At 46.1% G+C, this 23,429-nt stretch carries 17 protein-coding genes; 1 reads left to right on the top strand and 16 read right to left on the bottom strand.

Going from position 1 to position 23,429, the window contains the following annotated elements; genetic code table 11:
• Positions 1–66: 66 nt before the first annotated feature.
• The 5 genes from carB to secA all read right to left on the bottom strand — a co-directional run bounded on the left by carB (position 67) and on the right by secA (position 9,079).
• Positions 67–3,297 (bottom strand): carbamoyl-phosphate synthase large subunit, encoded by a 3,231-nt coding sequence (carB, locus tag N5E84_RS01270; RefSeq protein WP_017042643.1) that lies wholly within the window; start codon positions 3,295–3,297, stop codon positions 67–69.
• A 16-nt stretch (positions 3,298–3,313) separates the two neighbouring features.
• A complete protein-coding gene (gene carA / locus N5E84_RS01265; RefSeq protein WP_019283363.1) occupies positions 3,314–4,453 on the bottom strand; it encodes a glutamine-hydrolyzing carbamoyl-phosphate synthase small subunit in 1,140 nt (379 codons plus the stop codon).
• 482 nt (positions 4,454–4,935) lie between these two features.
• Positions 4,936–5,745: a 4-hydroxy-tetrahydrodipicolinate reductase gene (gene dapB / locus N5E84_RS01260; protein ID WP_026027267.1), complete on the bottom strand. Its 810-nt coding sequence runs from the start codon at positions 5,743–5,745 to the stop codon at positions 4,936–4,938.
• Positions 5,746–5,849: 104 nt separating this feature from the next.
• Positions 5,850–6,248: an 8-oxo-dGTP diphosphatase MutT gene (mutT, locus tag N5E84_RS01255; protein WP_029388464.1), complete on the bottom strand. Its 399-nt coding sequence runs from the start codon at positions 6,246–6,248 to the stop codon at positions 5,850–5,852.
• A 104-nt stretch (positions 6,249–6,352) separates the two neighbouring features.
• Positions 6,353–9,079, bottom strand: coding sequence for a preprotein translocase subunit SecA (gene secA / locus N5E84_RS01250; RefSeq protein WP_013856087.1), 2,727 nt, complete (start codon positions 9,077–9,079; stop codon positions 6,353–6,355).
• Between the two features lie 324 nt (positions 9,080–9,403).
• Here secA and N5E84_RS01245 point away from each other — a divergent pair, with 324 nt between their 5' ends.
• Entirely contained in the window at positions 9,404–9,859 is a 456-nt protein-coding gene (locus tag N5E84_RS01245) for a DUF721 domain-containing protein (protein ID WP_017046518.1), read from the top strand.
• Between the two features lie 70 nt (positions 9,860–9,929).
• Here N5E84_RS01245 and lpxC read toward each other — a convergent pair whose 3' ends face one another.
• The 11 genes from lpxC to murE form a co-directional block, all read right to left on the bottom strand.
• On the bottom strand, positions 9,930–10,847 hold the full coding sequence (gene lpxC / locus N5E84_RS01240) for a UDP-3-O-acyl-N-acetylglucosamine deacetylase (RefSeq protein ID WP_010317993.1): 918 nt from the start codon (positions 10,845–10,847) through the stop codon (positions 9,930–9,932).
• A gap of 97 nt (positions 10,848–10,944) precedes the next feature.
• Positions 10,945–12,162: a cell division protein FtsZ gene (gene ftsZ, locus N5E84_RS01235; RefSeq protein WP_017042647.1), complete on the bottom strand. Its 1,218-nt coding sequence runs from the start codon at positions 12,160–12,162 to the stop codon at positions 10,945–10,947.
• A gap of 30 nt (positions 12,163–12,192) precedes the next feature.
• The gene (ftsA, locus tag N5E84_RS01230) at positions 12,193–13,455 is read right to left on the bottom strand and encodes a cell division protein FtsA (protein WP_010317995.1); all 1,263 of its coding nucleotides are present in this window, start codon (positions 13,453–13,455) and stop codon (positions 12,193–12,195) included.
• Positions 13,448–14,221 (bottom strand): cell division protein FtsQ/DivIB, encoded by a 774-nt coding sequence (locus N5E84_RS01225; protein ID WP_095661318.1) that lies wholly within the window; start codon positions 14,219–14,221, stop codon positions 13,448–13,450. The genes ftsA and N5E84_RS01225 overlap by 8 nt, the downstream gene beginning before the upstream one ends.
• A 188-nt stretch (positions 14,222–14,409) precedes the next feature.
• The gene (murC, locus tag N5E84_RS01220; RefSeq protein ID WP_013856083.1) at positions 14,410–15,870 is read right to left on the bottom strand and encodes a UDP-N-acetylmuramate--L-alanine ligase; all 1,461 of its coding nucleotides are present in this window, start codon (positions 15,868–15,870) and stop codon (positions 14,410–14,412) included.
• A 13-nt stretch (positions 15,871–15,883) separates the two neighbouring features.
• Positions 15,884–16,945 carry an undecaprenyldiphospho-muramoylpentapeptide beta-N-acetylglucosaminyltransferase gene (murG, locus tag N5E84_RS01215; RefSeq protein ID WP_017042648.1) on the bottom strand — a complete coding sequence of 354 codons (1,062 nt, stop codon included), beginning with the start codon at positions 16,943–16,945 and terminating at the stop codon, positions 15,884–15,886.
• On the bottom strand, positions 16,932–18,107 hold the full coding sequence (ftsW, locus tag N5E84_RS01210) for a cell division protein FtsW (protein WP_038148764.1): 1,176 nt from the start codon (positions 18,105–18,107) through the stop codon (positions 16,932–16,934). The genes murG and ftsW overlap by 14 nt, the downstream gene beginning before the upstream one ends.
• 42 nt (positions 18,108–18,149) lie before the next feature.
• Entirely contained in the window at positions 18,150–19,487 is a 1,338-nt protein-coding gene (murD, locus tag N5E84_RS01205) for a UDP-N-acetylmuramoyl-L-alanine--D-glutamate ligase (protein ID WP_019283360.1), read from the bottom strand.
• A 15-nt stretch (positions 19,488–19,502) separates the two neighbouring features.
• The gene (gene mraY / locus N5E84_RS01200) at positions 19,503–20,585 is read right to left on the bottom strand and encodes a phospho-N-acetylmuramoyl-pentapeptide-transferase (RefSeq protein WP_013856079.1); all 1,083 of its coding nucleotides are present in this window, start codon (positions 20,583–20,585) and stop codon (positions 19,503–19,505) included.
• Positions 20,582–21,940 (bottom strand): UDP-N-acetylmuramoyl-tripeptide--D-alanyl-D-alanine ligase, encoded by a 1,359-nt coding sequence (murF, locus tag N5E84_RS01195; RefSeq protein ID WP_019283359.1) that lies wholly within the window; start codon positions 21,938–21,940, stop codon positions 20,582–20,584. The genes mraY and murF overlap by 4 nt, the downstream gene beginning before the upstream one ends.
• Positions 21,937–23,424, bottom strand: coding sequence for a UDP-N-acetylmuramoyl-L-alanyl-D-glutamate--2,6-diaminopimelate ligase (gene murE, locus N5E84_RS01190; protein WP_019283358.1), 1,488 nt, complete (start codon positions 23,422–23,424; stop codon positions 21,937–21,939). The genes murF and murE overlap by 4 nt, the downstream gene beginning before the upstream one ends.
• Between the last annotated feature and the right edge of the window lie 5 nt (positions 23,425–23,429).

The raw sequence follows: 23,429 nt of genomic DNA, 5'->3' as shown, positions 1-23,429 counted from the left end.
TTAATTCAGCGGGCAATGAGGTTGTCATGTAGGTCTTAGACCTACTGATTTATTATTTTTTAACGCTTATGCTAAGTGTGCTTTCACTTGCGCGTGTAACTCTTGCACTGACGTAACTGATGACTTCGCATCGGCCGTATGAGACATACAGGTTGCAAAGGCAGCATTCAGTGTTGTGGTGTAGTTGACTTTTTGTGCTAATGCTCCACGACGAAGAACTTTAGAATCTTCAATCGCTTGACGCCCCTCGGCTGTATTAATGATGTAGGTGTATTCATTATTCTTAATACGGTCAAGAATATGAGGGCGACCTTCATGCACTTTATTCACCAAACGTGGGTTAATACCGGCTTCACCTAAAATTACAGCTGTACCGTGGGTAGCATCAAGCTGATAACCTAATTTCACCAGTTTCGACGCTAAATCAACCACACGCTGTTTATCACCTTCACGTACAGAGAGCAGAGCTCGGCCGCCTTCAGGATAAACATTACCGCAACCTAATTCCGCTTTTGCATAAGCTTCAGCAAACGTTGCACCCACACCCATCACTTCACCCGTTGAACGCATTTCAGGGCCAAGCAGTGGGTCAACACCAGGGAATTTATTAAATGGCAGAACCACTTCTTTCACTGAGTAGTAAGGAGGAATGATCTCTTTAGTAAAGCCTTGTGACTCTAGAGACTGCCCTGCCATCACGCGCGCGGCAATTTTGGCAAGCGGTGCGCCCGTTGCTTTTGACACAAACGGTACAGTACGAGCGGCACGAGGGTTAACTTCAATCAGGTAAACTTGATTATCTTTAACCGCAAACTGCGTGTTCATCAAACCACGAACGCCCAATTCAAACGCCAGCTTCTCAACTTGTTCACGCATCACATCTTGGATTTCTTGGCTTAACGTATAAGCCGGTAGAGAGCAAGCTGAGTCACCAGAGTGAACACCCGCTTGTTCGATGTGCTCCATGATGCCACCAATGACGACACGCTCACCATCACAAATCGCATCGATATCGACTTCAATTGCATCATCGAGGAAGCGATCAAGCAGTACTGGGGATTCGTTAGACACACTGACCGCTTCGTTAAAGTAACGACGCAGATCTTGTTCGTCATAGACGATTTCCATCGCGCGGCCACCAAGAACGTAAGACGGGCGTACCACCAGCGGGAAGCCGATGTCTTTCGATTTTTCAATCGCCTGTTCCATTGTGGTCACTGTTGCGTTTTCTGGCTGCAGCAGACCTAAACGATCAACCGCTTGTTGGAAACGCTCACGATCTTCGGCGCGGTCAATCGCATCTGGGCTAGTACCAATGATAGGCACTCCAGCGGCTTCAAGTGCACGAGCCAATTTCAGTGGTGTTTGACCACCGTATTGCACGATGACGCCTTTAGGTTTTTCAACACGAACAATCGCCAATACATCTTCGAGTGTCACTGGTTCAAAATAGAGGCGATCGGAGGTGTCATAATCTGTTGAAACAGTTTCAGGGTTACAGTTAACCATGATGGTTTCATAACCATCTTCGCGTAGCGCGAGTGAGGCGTGAACACAACAGTAATCAAATTCGATACCTTGACCAATACGGTTTGGACCACCGCCGAGCACCATGATTTTGTCTCTATCGGTCGGTTGTGCTTCACATTCGTCATCATAAGAGGAGTACATGTAAGCCGTATCAGACGAAAACTCCGCCGCACAAGTATCGACACGCTTGTAAACCGGATGAATATTATATTGGTCACGCATACGACGAATTTCACTTTCAGCCACGCCAAGCAGTGAAGAGAGACGCGCATCCGAAAAACCTTTGCGCTTCATCTTGCGTAGAACATCCGCATTTAAGCCAGCAAAACCGCCCGCTTTGACTTCTTGTTCCATTTTGACCAGTTCTTCGATTTGTACCAAGAACCAGCGATCAACGTTAGTCAGGTTGAAGACCCCATCCACTGACAAACCAGCGCGGAAAGCATCTGCGATATACCAAATACGCTCAGCACCCGCTTCTTTCAGCTCATGGCGAATTTTAGTCAGTGCATCTGGCGCGTCTAAATCAACCATTTCGTCTAGGCCGTTTACGCCAATTTCCAGCCCACGCAGTGCTTTTTGCAGCGATTCTTGTTGGTTACGACCAATCGCCATCACTTCGCCCACCGACTTCATTTGCGTGGTTAAGCGATCGTTAGCACCGGCAAATTTTTCGAAGTTAAAGCGAGGGATTTTCGTCACAACATAATCAATAGTTGGTTCAAACGACGCTGGGGTTGCACCACCAGTAATGTCGTTCATTAACTCATCAAGTGTGAAACCTACTGCCAATTTGGCCGCAACTTTGGCAATAGGGAAACCCGTCGCTTTCGATGCAAGAGCCGAAGAGCGAGAAACACGTGGGTTCATCTCGATGATCACCATGCGGCCATCTTTCGGGTTGATACCAAACTGTACGTTCGAACCACCCGTTTCCACACCGATTTCACGCAGTACGGCTAGCGATGCGTTACGCATGATCTGATATTCTTTGTCAGTTAGCGTTTGCGCAGGAGCTACCGTGATCGAGTCCCCCGTGTGAATACCCATTGGGTCAAAGTTTTCAATCGCACAGACTATGATGCAGTTGTCCGCTTTATCGCGAACCACTTCCATTTCGTACTCTTTCCAACCGATGAGTGATTCATCAATCAACAACTCGTTGGTTGGCGAAAGATCAAGGCCACGGCGGCAAATCTCTTCAAACTCTTCTTTGTTGTAAGCGATACCGCCGCCGGTTCCACCCATAGTAAATGAAGGGCGAATAATGCAAGGGAAACCCACCATCTCTTGAACGCGGTAAGCTTCTTCCATAGTTTTTGCCGTATCAGCGCGAGGACAAGCTAAGCCGATTGACTTCATCGCTTTATCAAAGCGAGAACGATCTTCCGCTTTATCAATCGCATCAGCCGTTGCGCCAATCATCTCAACGCCAAACTCAGCCAGAACACCATGCTTTTCCAGTTCAAGTGCACAGTTCAATGCAGTTTGGCCACCCATGGTCGGTAATACCGCGTCTGGGCGCTCTTTTTCGATGATTTTACGCACTACTTCCCAATGGATAGGCTCAATATAAGTCGCATCGGCCATCTCTGGGTCAGTCATGATAGTGGCAGGGTTCGAGTTAACCAAAATCACTCGGTAACCTTCTTCACGCAGGGCTTTACATGCTTGAGCGCCAGAGTAGTCAAACTCACAAGCCTGACCGATTACAATCGGGCCAGCACCTAGAATTAGAATACTTTTAATGTCAGTACGTTTTGGCATTGTCTACTACTCCGAATTACGCTGTGTGCTTTTTAATTAGTTCAATAAAATGGTCAAACAAAGGGGCGGCATCGTGCGGGCCAGGACTCGCTTCAGGGTGTCCCTGAAAGCTAAAGGCTGGCTTATCGGTGCGGTGAATTCCTTGTAGTGAACCATCAAATAGCGATTTGTGCGTTGCACGAAGCGTGATAGGCAGCGTTGCTTCATCAGCAGCAAAACCGTGGTTTTGTGCCGTAATCATCACCACATTACGATCCAAATCTTTCACTGGATGGTTCGCGCCATGGTGGCCAAATTTCATTTTTACTGTTTTTGCACCAGACGCCAATGCCAAAATTTGATGTCCTAAACAGATACCAAAAATAGGCAGTCCTTTCTCTAAGAACACTTTGGTTGCTTCAATCGCATAAGTACATGGTTCTGGGTCGCCAGGGCCATTTGATAAAAAGACACCATCAGGTTTCAGCGCTAGAACTTCTTCAGCCGAGGTTTGTGCTGGTACCACAGTTAGGCGGCATCCTCGGTCAACCAACATACGGAGGATATTGCGCTTTGCACCGAAATCGTAGGCAACAACGTGATAGGGCAACTCGCTGTCATCTTTCGCTTCAGGAAGTCCATCTTCGAGCGTCCACGAACCTTGTTTCCATTGGTACGCTTCTTTTGTTGTAACTTCTTTCGCAAGATCCATTCCTTTTAAACCGGGGAACTCTTTGGCTTTCACCAGCGCCAATGCTTCATCTAAATGGTCACCTGCCATAATGCAGCCATTCTGAGCTCCTTTTTCACGCAAAATGCGCGTTAGCTTGCGCGTGTCGATATCGGCAATGCCCACAATATTTTGTGATTTAAGGTAGTCAGAAAGGGAAAGTTCATTACGGAAGTTAGAAGCGATAAGAGGGAGATCGCGAATCACAAGGCCTTGTGCATGGATAGAAGAGGATTCTTCGTCTTCGGAATTGGTTCCGGTATTGCCTATGTGGGGGTAAGTAAGAGTAACGATTTGTTGAGAATAGGAAGGATCAGTGAGGATTTCTTGGTACCCCGTCATCGAGGTATTAAAGACGACTTCACCAACGGATATTCCATCAGCGCCAATGGATACACCGTGGAACACCGTCCCATCTTCTAGGACTAACAGTGCTGACTTACTCAAGACAACCTCCAGAATAAAAATGCAAAAAATATAAATTAAACTGCAAACCTGTCTTCCTTAAGGCCATAAAGTCGCGCCATAGGGTGATTTAGACAAATTGGCGGCATTCTAATGACCACCATGATTACTGTCAACATTTCATAATAAATTAAGGCAACATTTAAAGCGTTAGAGATAAAAAGCGAACCTAAGACAGCAAAAAAATAGGTTTGATGAGTAAAAAAATGAGAATGGAGGAATTAGAATCAGCAAACTGAAACTCTTTGATGCATTTTAAACAATCAACGATAAACAAAATCACGCAAACGTTAATCAAGCAGAGAATAAGTGCAATTTCAGAGATCTAAAACAAAAAGAAAGCAATACCAACTAAAAATACAACAAAAGTAAGTCAGTAAAGTGAAAATAAAGAGAGATAATTAAATCGGTAAAAAGAGGTGTAACAAAGATGCGCCAGCAAACACTGACGCATAATTATGTAATCAAAGATCGTTCAAACCTAACACGTCAGTCATGCTATAAAAACCCGCAGGTTTATCAGCAAGCCAAACCGCCGCTCTCACTGCACCATTGGCAAAAGTCATACGATCCGTCGCTTTATGGGTGATTTCTACACGTTCACCGATATCAGCGAACATCGCGGTATGCTCACCCACGATATCGCCAGCACGAATCGTAGCAAAACCAATCTCATTTTTAGTACGTTCACCGGTAATACCTTCTCGCGCATAGACGGCAACGTCACTCAGTTGGTTGCCCATAGCATTAGCAATCGCCTCTCCCATGCCAATTGCGGTTCCTGACGGAGCATCCACTTTATGACGATGGTGGGCTTCAATTATCTCAATATCACAGTAATCACCCATCACTTTAGCCGCTTTTTCAAGCAATTTGAAAACAAGGTTAACCCCAACGCTGTAGTTAGGAGCCATGACAATCGCAATCTGTTGTGCGGCAGCATTGATTTGTGCTCTTTCTGCTTCAGAAAAGCCCGTTGTGCCAATCACTAGCTTCTTACCGTGTTTTTTACATAACTCAATATTGGCTAAGGTGCTCACAGGAGCTGTAAAATCAATGATGACATCGAAGTTATCTACGGCATTCTCTAGGTTATCCACCAACGCGATATCAAATCGCCCTTCACCGCATAACTCACCGATATCAACACCAACCAACGAGGACTCAGGACGCTCTGAGCCCGCACCCACTCGAGCATGGTTATTTTGATAAGTGGCTTTCACCAAATTGCGGCCCATTCGACCCGCCGCTCCTGCAATCGCAATTCTCACCATTGCGTTATTCTCCATTGTGACGACATCAGCTTAAGCTTGCATCGTTTCTCTTCGTTCAAGGTGTTTCTGTAAACTATCAACATTTGCTTGTGGTGGCTAGCGACTTAGGCAAACTCTTTCATGACGCGCTCGACGATGGGCACATTGGCTTCAGGAAATGAATAGTTTGCCAACTCAGAAACCGCTACCCATTCTCCTTGCTGCCCTTCTTTACCATACGGCTGATGATCAAATTGTGTCACGCAAATAAAATCAAAAGTTAAGGACTTGTCTGAATAGTCAAACTCAAGGTATTGGTAAGGAGATTGCTCAGTAATATGAATACCAATCTCTTCATCTAGCTCGCGGAAAATGGCTTGTTCAATCGTTTCTCCCGCTTCAACTTTGCCGCCAGGGAACTCCCAAAAACCGCCTTTGTGAAGATGATCTGGTCGTTTGGTAATGTAAATTTCTGATTTATCGCTATTGAAGATAATAGCCGCAACAATATGAACACGTTTCATAAAGACTCCGATTCGCCGACTTCCCAACCTAGAAAATAAAGATGAGAAATATTGAGTTAAAAAAAGAGTCGCCTAAGCGACTCTTGGGGTGATCATTCAAGGGATCAGTTGATCTGTCCGTGGCACTGTTTGTACTTTTTACCGCTACCACAAGGGCAAGGCTCATTACGACCAACTTTGCGCTCTTCACGAACCATAGGCTGGTGTCCTTGATCTTCTGAAGCTTCATCTGCAACCGAACTATCGGCACTTTGGTGCTGGAACTGTTGGCGACGCGCGGCTTCTTCCGCTTGCGCTTGACGCTGTGCTTCCATACGTTCAACTTCTTCTTGCTGCTGTACGCGCACCTTCGACAAGATAGTAATCACATCGGTTTTTAAAGAATTCAGTAGTTCTTCAAACAGCTCAAATGACTCACGCTTGTACTCTTGTTTTGGGTTTTTCTGCGCATAGCCACGTAGGTGGATGCCTTGGCGCAAATGATCCATCGCCGCTAGATGCTCTTTCCACAAAGTATCCAGAGTTTGTAGCATGACCGATTTTTCAAAATTACGCAGAACAGAAGCCCCAACCGCTTTCTCTTTTTCACGATACACACTAACCGCTTGTTCAAGAATACGTTCGCGCAGCGCTTCTTCGTACAATTTATCATCAGCATCTAGCCATTGCTGTAATGGCAGCTCTAAATCAAAATCGTTTTTCAAACGATCTTCCAATCCTTTAACATCCCACATATCCTCAAGTGATTGTGGCGGAATGTATTCGTCAATAACGGAAGTCAGAACATCTTGACGATTCTGCTCAATCATTTCGCTGATATCGTCTGCTTCCATGAGCTCATCACGCAGCTCATAAACTACTTTACGTTGATCGTTAGCAACATCATCGTATTCAAGAAGCTGTTTACGAATATCAAAGTTACGTCCTTCGACTTTACGTTGCGCTTTTTCAATCGAGCGAGAAAGCATCTTACTTTCGATCGCTTCACCTTCATCCATACCACTTTGGATAAGGCTTGCCATACGATCTGAGGTGAAGATACGCAGCAGTGAATCTTCCATCGATAGATAGAAACGTGAAGAACCCGCATCCCCTTGACGACCAGAACGACCACGTAACTGGTTATCGATACGACGAGATTCGTGACGTTCAGTACCAATAATGTGCAGACCACCAGCGGCTAACACTTGGTTATGAACCTCTTTCCACTTAGCTTTGATCTCATCGATCTGCTCTTGTGTTGGATTCTCTAGCTGCTCAATTTGTGCCTGCCAGCTGCCGCCCAATACAATATCAGTACCACGACCAGCCATGTTAGTCGCAATCGTCACCGCGCCCGGAATACCCGCTTGCGCTACAATTTCTGCTTCTTTTTCATGGAATTTCGCGTTAAGCACGTTATGTTTCACTTTAGCTTGCTTCAACGCATTAGAAAGTAGTTCAGATTTCTCAATCGAAACCGTACCGACTAGCGTTGGCTGACCTTTCGCAACACGCGCTTTGATGTCTTCAATGATCGCCGCAAATTTTTCAGCTTCAGTGCGATACACCACATCAGGCATATCATCACGAACCATAGGTTTATTGGTTGGGATCACCACGGTTTCCAAACCGTAAATCGATTGGAATTCGAACGCTTCGGTATCGGCAGTGCCCGTCATACCAGAAAGTTTTTCGTATAAACGGAAATAGTTTTGGAAGGTGATCGACGCAAGAGTCTGGTTCTCGTTTTGGATTTTAACACCTTCTTTCGCCTCGACAGCTTGGTGTAAACCTTCAGACCAACGACGACCTGGCATAGTGCGGCCAGTGTGCTCATCAACGATGACCACTTCGCCCTCTTCTGTCACGATGTAATCAACGTTTTTCTCAAATAACACATGCGCACGCAATGCGGCATTGACGTGGTGAAGTAAGCTAATGTTCGTGGGTGAATAAAGAGTATCGCCCTCTTCCATCAAACCATTTTTCACCATCAACTCTTCAACAAATTCTTGACCCGTTTCAGTCAAATGAACTTGTTTTGATTTTTCGTCAACCGTGTAGTGACCATCACCACGATACTCTTCAGAATCTTCTTTATCTTGCTTTTGCAGAAGTGGAATGAGGGTATTAATGCGGATGTACAACTCAGAACTATCTTCTGCAGGACCCGAGATGATCAACGGCGTTCGCGCTTCATCAATAAGAATCGAGTCTACTTCATCGACTACGGCAAAGAAACGTTCACGCTGTACACGATCTTCTTTACGGAAAGCCATGTTGTCGCGTAAGTAATCGAAACCAAACTCGTTATTGGTCCCGTAAAGAATATCGGCTTGATAAGAAAGTTTTTTCTCTTGTGGTGGCATATTGGGTACGTTAATACCGACCGTCATGCCTAAAAATTCAAACAGTGGGCGGTTTGTTTCTGCGTCACGTTTAGCAAGATAATCGTTGACAGTAACAATGTGCACGCCTTTGCCAGGCAAGGCATTGAGATACGCAGGTAAAGTCGCGGTTAACGTTTTACCTTCACCAGTGCGCATTTCTGCGATTTGACCCGCGTTGAGAACCATACCGCCGATCAACTGTACGTCGAAGTGACGCATACCATATACGCGCTTGGACGCTTCACGCACGGTGGCAAATGCTTCAGGAAGTAATTGGTCTAAGGTTTCACCTTGCTCTAAACGTTGACGAAACTCAACCGTTTTGGCTTTTAATTCTTCATCAGTTAGTGCTTCAAAAGTAGGCTCGTAGCTGTTGATCTCTTTGACAATTTTTTTAAGGCGGCGCAGCGTTCTGTCATTGCGACTGCCAATAACCTTTGTCAGTAGCTTAGTTATCATGTGTCAGGAATCTCTCTTTATTAGATCGTTTTCGATCTACTCTTAATGCCGTCAGTCTCTACCAGTTTTGAACTAAGGATACTGAGATAAATCATGTATCACAGATATTGTGACGGTGAGGTTTATTTTCAAGGTATTAAATAATTATGTAACGCATAGTGTAAGGAATTTTTGCGGCAACAACCAATAGCAAAACTGTTTGTTTGAAGCACACTTAATATTTTTACGCTTTTTGAGCACTGTTTAAGCAATAACATGGATTTATTACTATACGCATCATAGGCACCACAATAGAATTGAATGGCAACTTAAGAGGGAGACACCATGCGCGATCACCGTCCCACGTTAACGAAAGAGCTGATCAGCGATTCATCTCTAAAGAAAATACAGCAACATGCCACCGAGATCCTCGCTTTAAATAAAGTGCTCAATAAGTTGCTTCCTAAAGGAACGGCCGATCATGTCCGAGCCGCTAATGTGCGCGGTGGTCACTTAATCGTTGAAGTGGCCAGTGCATCAATAAAAATGAAGCTTGATTATGACCGATTACACATTTTGAATCAGTTACGCAACCAAGGATTTGCCAAATTGATCAGCATTGAGCTCAAGATAAACCCAGCGCTCTATCGTAATCGTGGTATGAAAGAAGAAAAAGAAACGGTCGCTCGCCCACCACTATCTGAAAATACGGCCCAGGCATTACTGATGGTGGCGAGTAGCGCTTCCCCTAAAGTCAAAAAACGTTTGGAAAATTTGGCGAAATTGGCTAGGCCCAAATAAGCGTCATCAATGAATTAGTACAAATAAAAAGGCCAGACAACTGTCTGGCCTTTTTATTTAAAAATTGCGATTAAGCGAGAACCATATTTGGTTCAGCAAACGCCACTGGAGAGCCAACTTCTTCTTCAAAAGTAGCCCATTCCCACGCCTCTTGGTCGGCTAAGACCGCACGCAGTAGCTGGTTATTTAAACCATGGCCTGATTTATAAGCACGGAACTCACCCACAATGGAGTGACCACACATGTACAAGTCACCAATGGCATCCAATACTTTATGAGTGACAAACTCATTGGCAAAACGCAAACCTTCTTCATTAAGAATACGGTATTCATCTAATACGATGGCGCAATCAAAGCTACCACCTAAACAGAGGTTTTGCGATTGTAGGTACTCAATGTCACGCATGAAACCAAAAGTACGAGCTCTTGAAATTTCTTTGACGAAACCTTGCGAGGAAAAATCAAACACCATGCGTTGTTCATCAGAATCGATAGCAGGATGTTGAAAGTCAATCTCAAAATCCATACGAAAACCGTTATGGGGTACAAGTTCCGCCCACTTATCACCATCTTCAAATCGAACTGGTTTCTTAATTCGAATAAAACGTTTTGGTGTATTCAGCGTTTGAATGCCCGCTTGTTGTAGCAAGTAAACAAATGGGCTAGCACTACCATCCATAATAGGAATTTCAGGTGCGTCAACTTCGATGATAACGTTGTCGATTCCCATGCCCGCTAATGCTGCATTTAAGTGCTCAACAGTAGAGATACGAATACCTTCATCGTTGACCAAAGCAGTACATAGCATGGTATCGCGAACAGATTCAGGGTCCGCAGGGAAGTCTACTGGAGGATTGACATCAGTACGGCGGTAAATGATCCCAGTGTTTGCAGCAGCAGGGCGAAGCGTTAATGTGACTTTACGACCAGAGTGTAAGCCCACCCCAGTTGTTTTCACTATTTCTTTCAGAGTTCGTTGTCTGATCATCTACTTGCCTCTATGTCAGTGCGACAAAACACGGTCGGTAAAGCACCGACCGCGAATGCTACCATAATTTTGAACAGTGTCAAATTATGTCTAATTGTTAATCAGCCTGACGACGTAAAAATGCTGGGATATCAAGATATCCATTTTCCTTATCTGCTTTCGGTGCCGTATTTTGGCTTGCACCGGAAGAAGATGAAACAGTTGACGACGATGCTGATTGCGGTTTCACTTCTGCTCTTTCTTGCAAAGGCTGTGCCGTTTTTTCTTCGATTTTCGCTGCTTGCTGAACCATTTGTGGTTGAACTGCTGGTGCGACTTTGGCTTTACCGCCTGCAACTAAAGTAATGTCTGGCTTTTTCTCATTGCCAATACCCGTTGCAACGACAGTCACGCGAATTTCGTCTGCCATATCAGGATCTAACGAAGTACCGATGACAACTGTCGCATTGTCAGACGCAAACGCCTTAACAGTATTACCGACGGTTTCGAATTCGTCTAGTCGCATATCCAAACCAGCAGTAATATTGACCAACACGCCACGAGCGCCTGCAAGATCAATATCTTCCAAAAGAGGGCTAGAAATTGCCATCTCTGCCGCTTCTTCTGCACGATCTTCGCCGCGAGCGACTCCACTACCCATCATAGCGTGGCCCATTTCTGACATCACAGTACGTACGTCAGCAAAGTCCACGTTAATCATGCCTGGGCGTGTAATTAGCTCTGCAATACCTTGCACTGCATTTTTAAGCACGTCATTCGCGCTTGCAAAGGCTTCGAGCAAAGTAATACCACGACCTAATACTTTCAGTAGTTTTTCATTAGGAATGGTAATCAAAGAGTCAACGTGTTTTGACAACTCTTCAATACCTTGTTCAGCAAATGCCAAACGTTTTTTTCCTTCAAAACTGAAAGGTTTCGTGACAACCGCTACGGTTAAGATACCCAGTTCTTTGGCAACTTCTGCAATAACAGGAGCTGCACCAGTACCTGTACCACCGCCCATACCAGCTGCGATAAACACCATATCGGCACCCATCAGAACTTCTTTAATTCTTTCTCTGTCTTCTAGAGCTGCATCACGTCCAACTTGCGGGTTTGCACCAGCACCCAAACCTTTAGTGATATCACCACCAATTTGAATGACGCTACTTACGCTTGTTTTACGAAGTGCTTGCGCATCGGTATTGACACTGATGAATTCCACGCCTTCGATGGACTCACGCACCATGTGTTCAACAGCGTTACCGCCACCACCACCAACTCCAACGACTTTAATTACAGCATCGTCAGACATTTCCATCATCGGTTCAAACATGTGTTATCTCCGTTTTCCCTGCAACTCAGGTTAAAACTCTTTTTGTATCCAGTTACGCAAACGACCAATTAAGCTCGACATGGATTGGCGTTTCGGTTCGCTGTATTCCGTGTCGTCATTAATTTGGCTCTCTTTCGCATAATGAAGTAAACCAACCGCCGTAGAATGATACGGCTCTTTTACGTAATCTGTAAGGCCACTCACCTCTAAAGGCTTGCCTACGCGAACTTGATTGCGGAAAACGCGTTCCGCACACTCAACCAAACCTTCAATTTGCGCAGCGCCGCCAGTTAAAACAACACCAGCCGCTAAATGGTGTTTAATGCCATTTTTGCGCAATTTGTCTTGGACAGTATCTATAGTTTGGTTAACTAATCCCATTAATTCAGTGTAGCGAGGTTCAATCACTTCCGACAAGGTTTGTCTTTGCAAACTTCGCGAAGGTCTTCCTCCTACACTTGGGACGTTAACGGTATCATCCTTGCTTACCAATTCACTCAGCGCACAGCCATATTTTACTTTAATCTCTTCAGCATCACTGACTGGTGTGCCAAATGCAAAAGCAATATCACTGGTTACTGCGTTTCCTGCATAAGAAAACACTTCAGTATGTCGTAACGCACCACCGGTCCAGATAGCAACATCCATAGTGCCTGCGCCTATATCAATCACGCACACACCTAACTCTCGCTCATCTTCCGTAATAACTGCATTACTTGCCGCTAAACCAGAGTAAACCAGTTGTTCAACTTTTAAACCACAGCGTTCTACCGCTTTGATAATATTTCTCGCCATATCATTATGACAAGAAATAAGATGCACGCTCACTTCCATGCGCACACCTGATAAACCAAGCGGGTTTTTAATTCCCTCTTGGTAATCAATCGTAAATTCTTGAGGAATGACGTGCAATATTCTTTGCTCTTCCCCAATTTTTATTGATTTGGCGGTATGAATCGCTCGATCCATATCTTCTTGAGAAACTTCTTCATCCGAAATAGTTCCCATGCCTTTTTCAATACGGCTCGCAATATGTCGCCCAGATAGAGAGAGAAACACATTACTAATTTGGCATTCCGCCATTAATTCTGCTTGGTCAACCGCTCTTTGGACAGACTTAACGACCGATTCAAGATCGTTAACTCCCCCTTTATCCATCCCACGGGATGGGCTCGTACCAGCGCCAATAATATTAATTTGACCGTCAGGCAGTATTTCACCGACTAAAGCTGACACGGTGGCTGTGCCTATATCAAGACCAACAATAATGTTGTCATCAGCGGTCTTAGTCATTTTTACTCTCTTGTGCTTCTTGTTCAGGGAACCAACCTACTGCGGCTCCTGTATCATATCTAAGATCGATATAGCTAACTTGTTCAGCTTTATTACCTAAATTCTTATACAGCGAAATAAAACGTGCAACTCGCTCATCTAGTGATTCTTTACCTAACTCTAAGCGGATGCCATTATCTAAAATTATTTGCCACGCTCGACGATCGTTGAGTAACAGTGACGATATATTTAAGTTTAATGATTGAAACTTAGGGTTCGTTTTATTCCAAACATCCAGTACTTCGCGACTGGTTCCTTGCGGGCCATAAAGTTTCACTCTATCGCCGTTCAATTGACCAATATCACCATTAAATACCGTGCCATATCCGTCTAACAAAGCGTTGCCATTCCAAATCGCTACCGCTCTATACTCTGTCAGAAACACTTTTATTGTGTCAGGCCATTGTTTACGAATCGATGCATGGGCCACCCACGGGATGACCTGTACACTCGATTGAAGTACGTTAATATCTTGCGACATGAAAGTACCGATATGATCCAACTGAGCAAAAGCGCGCTGCACATCTAGCGAAGATACGTATTGCAAGTCACCTTGTAGAACAATTTTTGAAAGCGGTAGCCTCTGTTCGTCCCACATCCAACTGAGTGTTGAATAAATGAGTGAACTTATCAGCAACAACACCACAAATAAAAAAATAGCGCCAGCGGCGTGATCTTTTATGAGTGGCGAACGGGACACAGCTCGGCTTTCATCGAACACATTCATTAACAAAGCCTGATGTTCCTGTTTCTAAATCGCAATCGCATGCCCTATTTGGTTCACAATAGAGGTAAAAGCACTGACTTTAACCTCCGGATTATACTGAGGTCGCTGAAAGTATCAAACATTGAAAGTAATAAATCTGGACTGGATACCATGTTATTCAATATTGATACACAAATAAGCCATTTAAATTAAACCTGTTGCATTTTACTGATATTCAGTTCGAGCCCCGCTAAATGTTTCGCTACCTTGCCGATATCCCCAGCACCTTGCGTCAGCACGAGGTCACCATCTTGTAATACATTAGCCAGAATCGAAGGCAGTATGGTGCTGTCGGGAACAAAAATAGGATCAATTTTACCGCGACTGCGTATCGTTCGGCACAACGATCGACCATCGGCTCCCGCAATCGGCTTTTCTCCTGCTGCATAGACATCGAGCATGATCAGCACATCGACTTGCTCCAGTACATTGGCAAAATCATCATACAGATCGCGAGTTCGACTGTAGCGATGGGGTTGGAAAATCATCACTAGCCGTTTTTCTTGCCAACCACTACGCGCCGCCTTAATAGTCACGCCCACCTCGGTCGGATGATGACCATAATCATCAACGAGCATCGCAACCCCATTGCCCGTATCAAACTCGCCAAGATGATCAAAACGACGTCCCGTACCTTGGGTGCTAGCCATCGCTTTTAAAATCGCTTCATCGCTGATGTCGTCTTCCGTTGCCACGGCAATAGCCGCGGAGGCATTAAGCGCATTATGACGACCTGGAATATTCAGCGTGATATCCAGATTGGCTCGTCCCTGTCTGACGACCGTAAACTGGCCTTGTTGCCCCTGCTGATGGTAATTCTCAATCCTGACATCGGCATCATCGGCAAAACCGTAGGTGATCACTTGACGGCTGATACGTGGAATGATTTCACGCACAACAGGATCATCAATACATAATATCGCCTGACCATAAAATGGCAGGTTGTGTAGGAAATCGATGAAGGTCTGTTTGAGCGTTTCAAAATCACCGCCATACGTATCCATGTGATCCGCTTCGATGTTAGTCACGATACTAACCATAGGCTGAAGATGAAGGAATGAAGCATCACTTTCGTCAGCTTCAGCAATCAAAATCCGACTTGAACCCAAACGCGCATTGGTGCCAGCGCTTTTGACTAACCCGCCATTAACAAACGTGGGATCTAAACCAGCCTCAGAATAAATTTGCGTAACCAATGCCGTAGTCGTTGTTTTACCATGCGTACCAGCCACCGCAATGCCATGACGAAAACGCATTAATTCCGCCAACATTTCTGCACGACGAACAATAGGAATGCGTCGCTCACGCGCCGCTTTCAGTTCAGGATTTAGCTCATCGATTGCAGTAGAGACTACCACCACGCTGGCGAGTTCAATATTAGTGGCTTGATGACCGATATAAATGATAGCCCCTTTACTTGCCAATCTTTCAGTCACAGGGTTGGAAGCGAGATCAGAGCCGGTAATTTGGTAGCCTTCATTGAGTAATACTTCTGCAATTCCGCTCATTCCCGCCCCACCAATACCGACAAAGTGAATACACTTGACGCGGCGCATCTCTGGCACCATGGCACGGATTTGAGCTAAATCTTGAGTATGTTTAATGGTCATGAAAAATTTCTCGTTATTGGGTAAGTGCGATGATAGCGTCGGCAACGACTTTATCAGCATCCAGCTGTGCGGCTGCACGCGCTTGTTGCGCCATCAACAGCAAATCATGACGCTCAAGAGAAGCAATCTCTTGCGCTAGTTTTTCTACTGTGAGCTGCGGCTGTTCAATCATTTTGGCCGCACCACAAGCGACTAAGTGATCCGCGTTAAGCGCTTGCTGTCGGTCTTTATGCATAAAAGGGATAAATATAGCGCCAACACCGGCCGCTGCCACTTCAGAAACCGTTAATGCTCCCGAGCGGCACACCAGTAAATCAGCCCACGCATAAGCGCCAGCCACATCCTCAATGAACTCGGTAACGTGTGCATTTTTGATCTGAAGCGCGCGATAAGCTTGCTCAACCGACTGTTGATTATTCTTGCCTGCTTGATGGCAAACTTGGTAATCATCGCCAAGCACAGCTAGTACGTCAGGCAAAGTTCGGTTCAGAATCTGCGCACCTTGGCTGCCGCCCATCACGAGAATGCGGATCGGTTCATTTCGCTCAGCAAAGCGCACTTGCGGTGCGGGTAATGTAGCGACATCTTGACGTACAGGGTTACCTACGACTTGTGCCTCAGTAAAGGCACCGGGGAAGGCTTGAAATACGCGTTTGGCAATTTTCGAAAGCCAACGGTTGGTTAACCCTGCTACGGCATTTTGCTCGTGAAGCACAACGGGAATTCCCATAGACCACGCTGCCACGCCACCGGGGCCACTGACGTATCCGCCCATGCCGAGCACCGCATCAGGTTGCCACTGCTTCAAATAACGACGCGCTTGAAAAATCGCGTTCACAATTTGAAAAGGCGCTTTCAGCAAACGCCCTATGCCTTGGCCACGTAAACCTTTGACCTGAATAAAGTCGATCTCAATACCATGTTTAGGCACTAATTCTGCTTCCATCCGATCCGCAGTCCCTAGCCAGCGGATCTGCCAACCTTGCTGTTGGAGCTGTTTAGCCACAGCGAGACCGGGAAAAACATGTCCCCCCGTGCCACCAGCCATAACCATTAAACGTTTATTGTTTATCATTGGATTCTTTTTCTATAGACACTCGATTGCGATCTTTGAGTCGACATTCATGATCAATTCTCAATAAGATCGACACCGCAACCGACATAATAATTAAGCTTGAACCGCCGTAACTGATCAAGGGCAGCGTTAGGCCCTTAGTCGGCACCATACCCGCTGCAGCACCCACATTGACGAGTGTTTGGAATGCAAACCAAATTCCAATCCCAAAGGCCAAATAGCCACCAAATTGCTGATCATGCTCAAAGGCTTTTTTACCGATAAACACCGCTTTAAGCACTAGACTAAAAATCAGCAATAGAACCAGTACAACGCCAACAAAACCGAGCTCTTCAGCCAGCACTGCAAATACGAAATCAGTGTGCGCTTCAGGTAAGTACTCTAGCTTTTGAATCGAGTTACCAAGCCCTTGACCAAACCACTCTCCACGACCAAAGGCCATCAAAGATTGAGTCAATTGATAACCGCTGCCAAACGGGTCTTCCCACGGGTCAAGAAATGAAGTTACACGGCGAATACGGTAAGGCTCTGCCGCAATCAGTGCGATTACCGCAACAATTCCAGCCACCATGAGCGCAATAAATTGTGATAGTTTGGCCCCAGCAATAAACAGCATACCAAACAGAGTCACCAGCATCACAACTACGGTTCCCAAATCTGGCTGACCAAGTAGCAAGATAGCCAAGGTTCCAAACACCATAATCGGTTTCATGAAACCACCAAAAAAGGTTTGCCTCACTTCATCTTGTTTACGAACTAAGTAACCAGCCATGAAAATAAACAGTGACAGTTTCGCGACCTCAGCAGGTTGCAGGTTAAATAACCCCAAAGGGATCCAACGCGAGGCACCATTGACCGATTTGCCCGCGAGCAAAACCACAATCAGCAGCATAAAAGAGACGCCAAGTAGCACCGAGCTGTATTGCATCCAACGTTTCATTGGCACTTGCAACACCACACTCGATGTCACGATGGCCAGCATCAAGAAAATGGCGTGACGAAACATAAAGTGAAACGGTTGATCCGTTAAACGCGAACTGATAGGAAACGAAGCCGATGTCACCATCACCAGCCCAGTCAGCATCAAACCTAAAGCAATCCATACCAATTGACGATCAAACAAGGCTTCAGGCGCTTGGCTCTGAAACCATTGACGAGTCATTTTGATGAGGCTTGAAAAGGACAAAATGCAATTTCCTACTGATTAAGCGTAACGCTGCGCAAGCTCGGCAAAGGCGTCACCTCTGGCCATAAAGTTTTTAAACTGATCAAAACTGGCACAAGCAGGCGAGAGCATCACCATATCACCACGGCGCAGCTGCGGTTTGATCGATACGATAATCTCTTCCATCGATGAATAGAACTGAGCCGATGGATGCAGTGGCATGAATTGCCCACCGTCAACGCCAAAACAGCACAGTTTTACGTTCAATGTTTTTAGTATCGGTGCTAATGGCGAGAAATCAGCGCCCTTGCCAACGCCCCCCACAAGCAGATACAAAGTCCCTTGGCAATTTAACCCCGACAACGCCGCTTGAGTGCTTGCGACATTGGTCGCTTTCGAGTCATTGACCCATTTTACGCCGTGATTATCAGCAACAACCTGACAACGATGTGTCAGCCCGCGGTAAGATTTCAATGCATCAAGCGCAGATGAGTAATCAACACCCGCCAAATCGAGCAGTGCGAGTACAGTGAGCACGTTGGCACTATTGTGTCGTCCCACTAAGCTGAGCTCCTCGCTTGCCAACAATGACGTGCCTTTCGCCACTAAGAACGATTTTCCATCAATCATTTGCGTGCAATAGTCGGCGTCATGTTCAACGGAAAAACGTGCGATGTGACCTGAAAATGAGGGAGGTTCCGTCTGGCTATCATCGGCGTTCACGACCGCCGCTTGCGCATACTTAAAAATGCGTAATTTAGCTTGGCGATACGATTCCATACCATCGTAGCGATCCATATGATCTTCAGTCAGATTGAGAAAGGCAGCAGAGACGAGTTTTAAACTTGAGGTCGTTTCTAGCTGGAAGCTTGAGAGCTCCAGCACATAAAGATCGGCCTCTTGCTGAAGTAGATCTAAAGCAGGCACACCAATATTGCCGCCAACGGCAACCTTAACCCCAGCAGCTTTAGCAAGTACTCCGGTTAAATCCGTCACTGTGCTCTTGCCGTTGGCTCCTGTGATAGCGATAACAGGCTTATCCACCTGCCAAGCAAAGAGCTCAATATCGCCCACCACGGGAATATGTTGTGCTAACGCCTGTTGAATCTCTGGCGTAGCTAAAGCAATACCCGGATTAGTAACAATCAGGTCAGCGTCAAATAGCCAAGCTTGGTTCCAGCCACCACAATGTAGCTCAACTTGCGAGCTTAAATGCTCTCGACCTGGCGGGTTTTCCCGCGTGTCGATCACCTTAATCGTGAGCGAGCGATCTAAACTCAAAAGGTAGTTCACCACCGAGAGGCCCGTCATACCGAGCCCCACGACCACCACATTATTAACAGTTTGCCAACGATCCATCTTCATTCCATTCAACACCGTTTTGCTCTATCACTAGCGCACTTTTAGTGTAGCCAAACCCACTAACACCAACACAATTGAGATAATCCAAAAACGGACGATCACACGTGGTTCTGGCCAACCTTTCAATTCATAGTGGTGATGGATAGGGGCCATCCGGAAAATACGTTGACCACGTAATTTGTAGGAACCGACTTGTAAAATCACCGACAAGGTTTCCATCACAAACACACCGCCCATGATCACTAACACAAACTCTTGACGAACCAACACCGCAATTGTACCGAGTGCACCGCCTAGAGCGAGTGAACCCACATCGCCCATAAAGACTTGTGCAGGATAAGTGTTGAACCACAGAAAACCTAAACCGGCCCCCACAATTGCAGTACACACCACCACTAGCTCTGAGGCATAAGGAACATAAGGAATATGCAGATAACTGGCGAAATTGACGTTCCCAGTTGCCCATGCAATCACAGCAAAACCGGCAGCAACTAAAACAGTCGGCATGATGGCTAAACCGTCCAGACCATCGGTTAAGTTCACCGCGTTACTGGTTCCGACGATGACAAAATAGGTCAGCACAATGTAGAGCAAGCCCAGTTGCGGCATCACATCTTTAAAGAAAGGCACCACAAGCTGAGTAGCTGCGGTATCGTTGCCATGCGCATAGAGAGCAAACGCCACTATCAACGCAATGGCCGACTGCCAAAAGTATTTCCAGCGCGCGATCAATCCATCACTGTTTTTACGCACCACTTTGCGATAATCATCCACAAAACCGACTACGCCATAGCCAAGCAGCACCGCGAGTACAGCCCACACGTAAGGGTTTGAGAGATCTGTCCACAGCAGTACGGTAGTAATGATAGAGGCGAGGATCATAACACCGCCCATGGTTGGCGTACCGCGCTTACTAAAATGTGATTCTGGACCGTCGTTACGCACTACTTGACCAATTTGCAGTAGTTGCAAACGTTTAATCAAGCGCGGCCCCATCCATAACGACAGAGCAAGTGCGGTTAAAATACTGACGATGGCCCGAAATGAGAGATATTCGAACAGACGAAAAAAAGAGAAGTATGGCTGGAGTAGATCCGCGAGCCAAATAATCATGAGTATTTCTCCTTGAGAGCAGCCACAATTTTACTCATACCCGCACTGTTTGCACCTTTGACAAGTAAGGTATGAGACTCTTGATCGAATTGTGATAATTGCTGCTCGATATAAGCAATCATGTCCGCATGGCTTTCAAAATGGAGGCCATGGCATAGGTCACTGATCACTTTTGCATCGCGACCGTAAGTAAGGACATAGTCAAACTGGAATGGTGCAGCATGTTCACCGACTTGACGATGAAGTGCAAGGCTTTCATCGCCCAACTCAGCCATATTACCTAAAATTAACCAACGCCTTGCAGAGAAAGTGTTAAGTAGATCAACCGCCGCTTTCATTGCTGGAACACTGGCATTGTAACTGTCATCAATCAGTTTCACAGTCGAGCTCAATTGGGTGACATCAACACGCCCTTTCACCGGAGCTAGATGCGCAAGTCCGTACTGCACCTCTTCAAGATTTGCACCCAACTCAATGGCTAATGCCGCCGCCGCCAACGCATTAGAAACGTTATGTTCACCCACAATATTGAGCCCAATGTCAATATGACCGACGGGTGTGATCATTTCAAACTGGGCTTCACCTTGTTCATTAAGCCTAATACCACGGGCGTAAAAATCTGCCATTTTACGGCTGGAAAAGGTTTTAACGGTTTTGTCCGCTAAAATAGCACTCCACCGCTCACCACCGTGGCTTTCTAAATTAATAATGGCTGTCGAACCTGAAGCAAGGCCTTGATAAATTTCACCTTTCGCCTGTTTTACACCCTCAATTGAGCCAAAACCTTCCAGATGCGCCACGGCAACATTGTTCACCAATGCGACATCCGGCTTCACTAAAGAGGTGGTATAAGCAATTTCACCAATATGATTCGCCCCTAACTCAATCACTGCATACGCATCATTAAGACCAGAGCGAAGCAGAGTGAGCGGCACGCCGATATCATTATTAAAATTGCCAGCAGTAAAGAGCACGCGGCCTTTGGCTGATAAAATATTTGCCACCATCTCTTTGACTGTGGTTTTACCGCAACTGCCTGTAATCGCAGCGGTCGGTGTTTGACACTGTTGGTGAACCCAAGCGCCAAGCTGGCCTAACGCCTGTTTGGTGTCGGTGACCACCAGTTGAGGAACCGAAACCGCCAAAGGGCGCTGAACCAATAACGCCTTTGCACCAGACGCAACCGCTTGTGCAGCAAACTCATGAGCATCAAATTTATCCCCGACCAAGGCAACAAAGAGCGCACCGGGTTTGATTTGACGCGTGTCGGTCGAGACCTCAGACACGGTGACATCACAACCAACCAATTGTGCACGCAAAACGTGCGTCAATTGCTGTAAAGAGACTTCTATCATGCACTTATCTCCAGTAAGGTTTGCGCCGTTTCGCGATCCGAATAGTGAATAGTTTGATGGGCCATCACTTGATAATCTTCATGGCCTTTGCCTGCCAATAAAATGATGTCTTGCTGATCGGCATGTTGCAGGGCGTATTGCACGGCAGCATAACGATTGTGTTCAACGTGTGCGCGACTTGCAAACTTAAGTCCTGCCACCATATCTTGCACAATGTCTGCCGGTTTTTCGCTACGAGGGTTATCGTCGGTCAAAATGACCTTATCGGCGCAGCGCTCTGCAATTTCGGCCATCATCGGACGTTTGCCTTTATCGCGGTCGCCACCACAACCAAAAATCGCCCATAGCTGACCTTGGCAATGAACGCGAAGTGCCAACAGTGCTTTTTCCAAAGCATCGGGCGTGTGTGCATAATCGACGACGATCTTCGCACGATTTGGCGCTTGAAAGAGTTCCATTCGCCCTAAGACCGGCTGCAGTTGAGAAGCCGTTGTCATCAAGGCTTGTTTATCAAACCCTAAAGTCAGCATAGTGGCAAAAGCGAGTAGAAGATTGCTGGCGTTAAATTCGCCAATCAACGACACGCTCAATTCACCTTGACCATAGTAGCCGTCGAAGGTTAATGAAATACCATTATCACTGTAAGAGACCGAGCTCGCCCACAGCGCTTTAGCGCATTGCGGTTGCTGCTTTAAAGAGACAGCAATCGGTGCTTTCAGCTGTGCTAACCAACTCGCACCCACCGCATCGTCGGCATTGATGACAGCGTGTTGGCAGTGATGAGCGGTAAATAAGGAGAGCTTTGCTTTGGCGTACTCTTCCATGGTTCCATGATAATCGAGATGATCGCGGCTTAAGTTAGAAAACACGCCCACAGCGAACTTCAATGCTTGAACTCGCCCTTGAACTAATCCGTGCGAAGAGACTTCCAGCGCGGTATAGCGAGCGCCCTGCTGCGCTAATTGATAGAGTGTTTCTTGGACCTCAATGGCATTACCTGTGGTATTGGCGGCAGGCTGTAAATGGTTAAGAAAACCATTCCCCGTCGTACCCAGCACCGCCGCTTTCTCGCCTAACAAGTCAATCCACTGCGCGATTAATTGAGTAATGGTGGTTTTACCGTTGGTTCCCGTAACCCCAATCAACGTATTGGTCTTCGAACGATAAAGCCGCGATGCTAGTTGAGATAGATGTTGGTTTAGATCAGCAAGGTAAATCACTAACACGCCATTGACCGTAGTCATACTGCCATGCGGATGCTGCCCACACGCTTGAGCCAATACCAGATTCGCCCCAGCTCGAGTAGCGCTATCAATAAACTGCCTTCCGTCGATGGCATGGCCGACCACTGCAATAAAGGTATCATTGGGTGATATTTTACGGCTATCGAGCACTAAACGAGTCACCGACAACGTTGAAATAGAATGGCCATCGAGGTCAAGCCAAGGGGCGATGAGATCTTGTAAACACATACTCGGCGTCATTGTGC

The sequence above is a fragment of the Vibrio sp. J502 genome, assembly GCF_025397955.1.
In the GTDB taxonomy this organism is placed as follows: domain Bacteria; phylum Pseudomonadota; class Gammaproteobacteria; order Enterobacterales; family Vibrionaceae; genus Vibrio; species Vibrio anguillarum.
The sequence above is the reverse complement of the archived record's forward strand: the minus strand, read 5'-3'. Positions and strand labels throughout refer to the sequence as shown.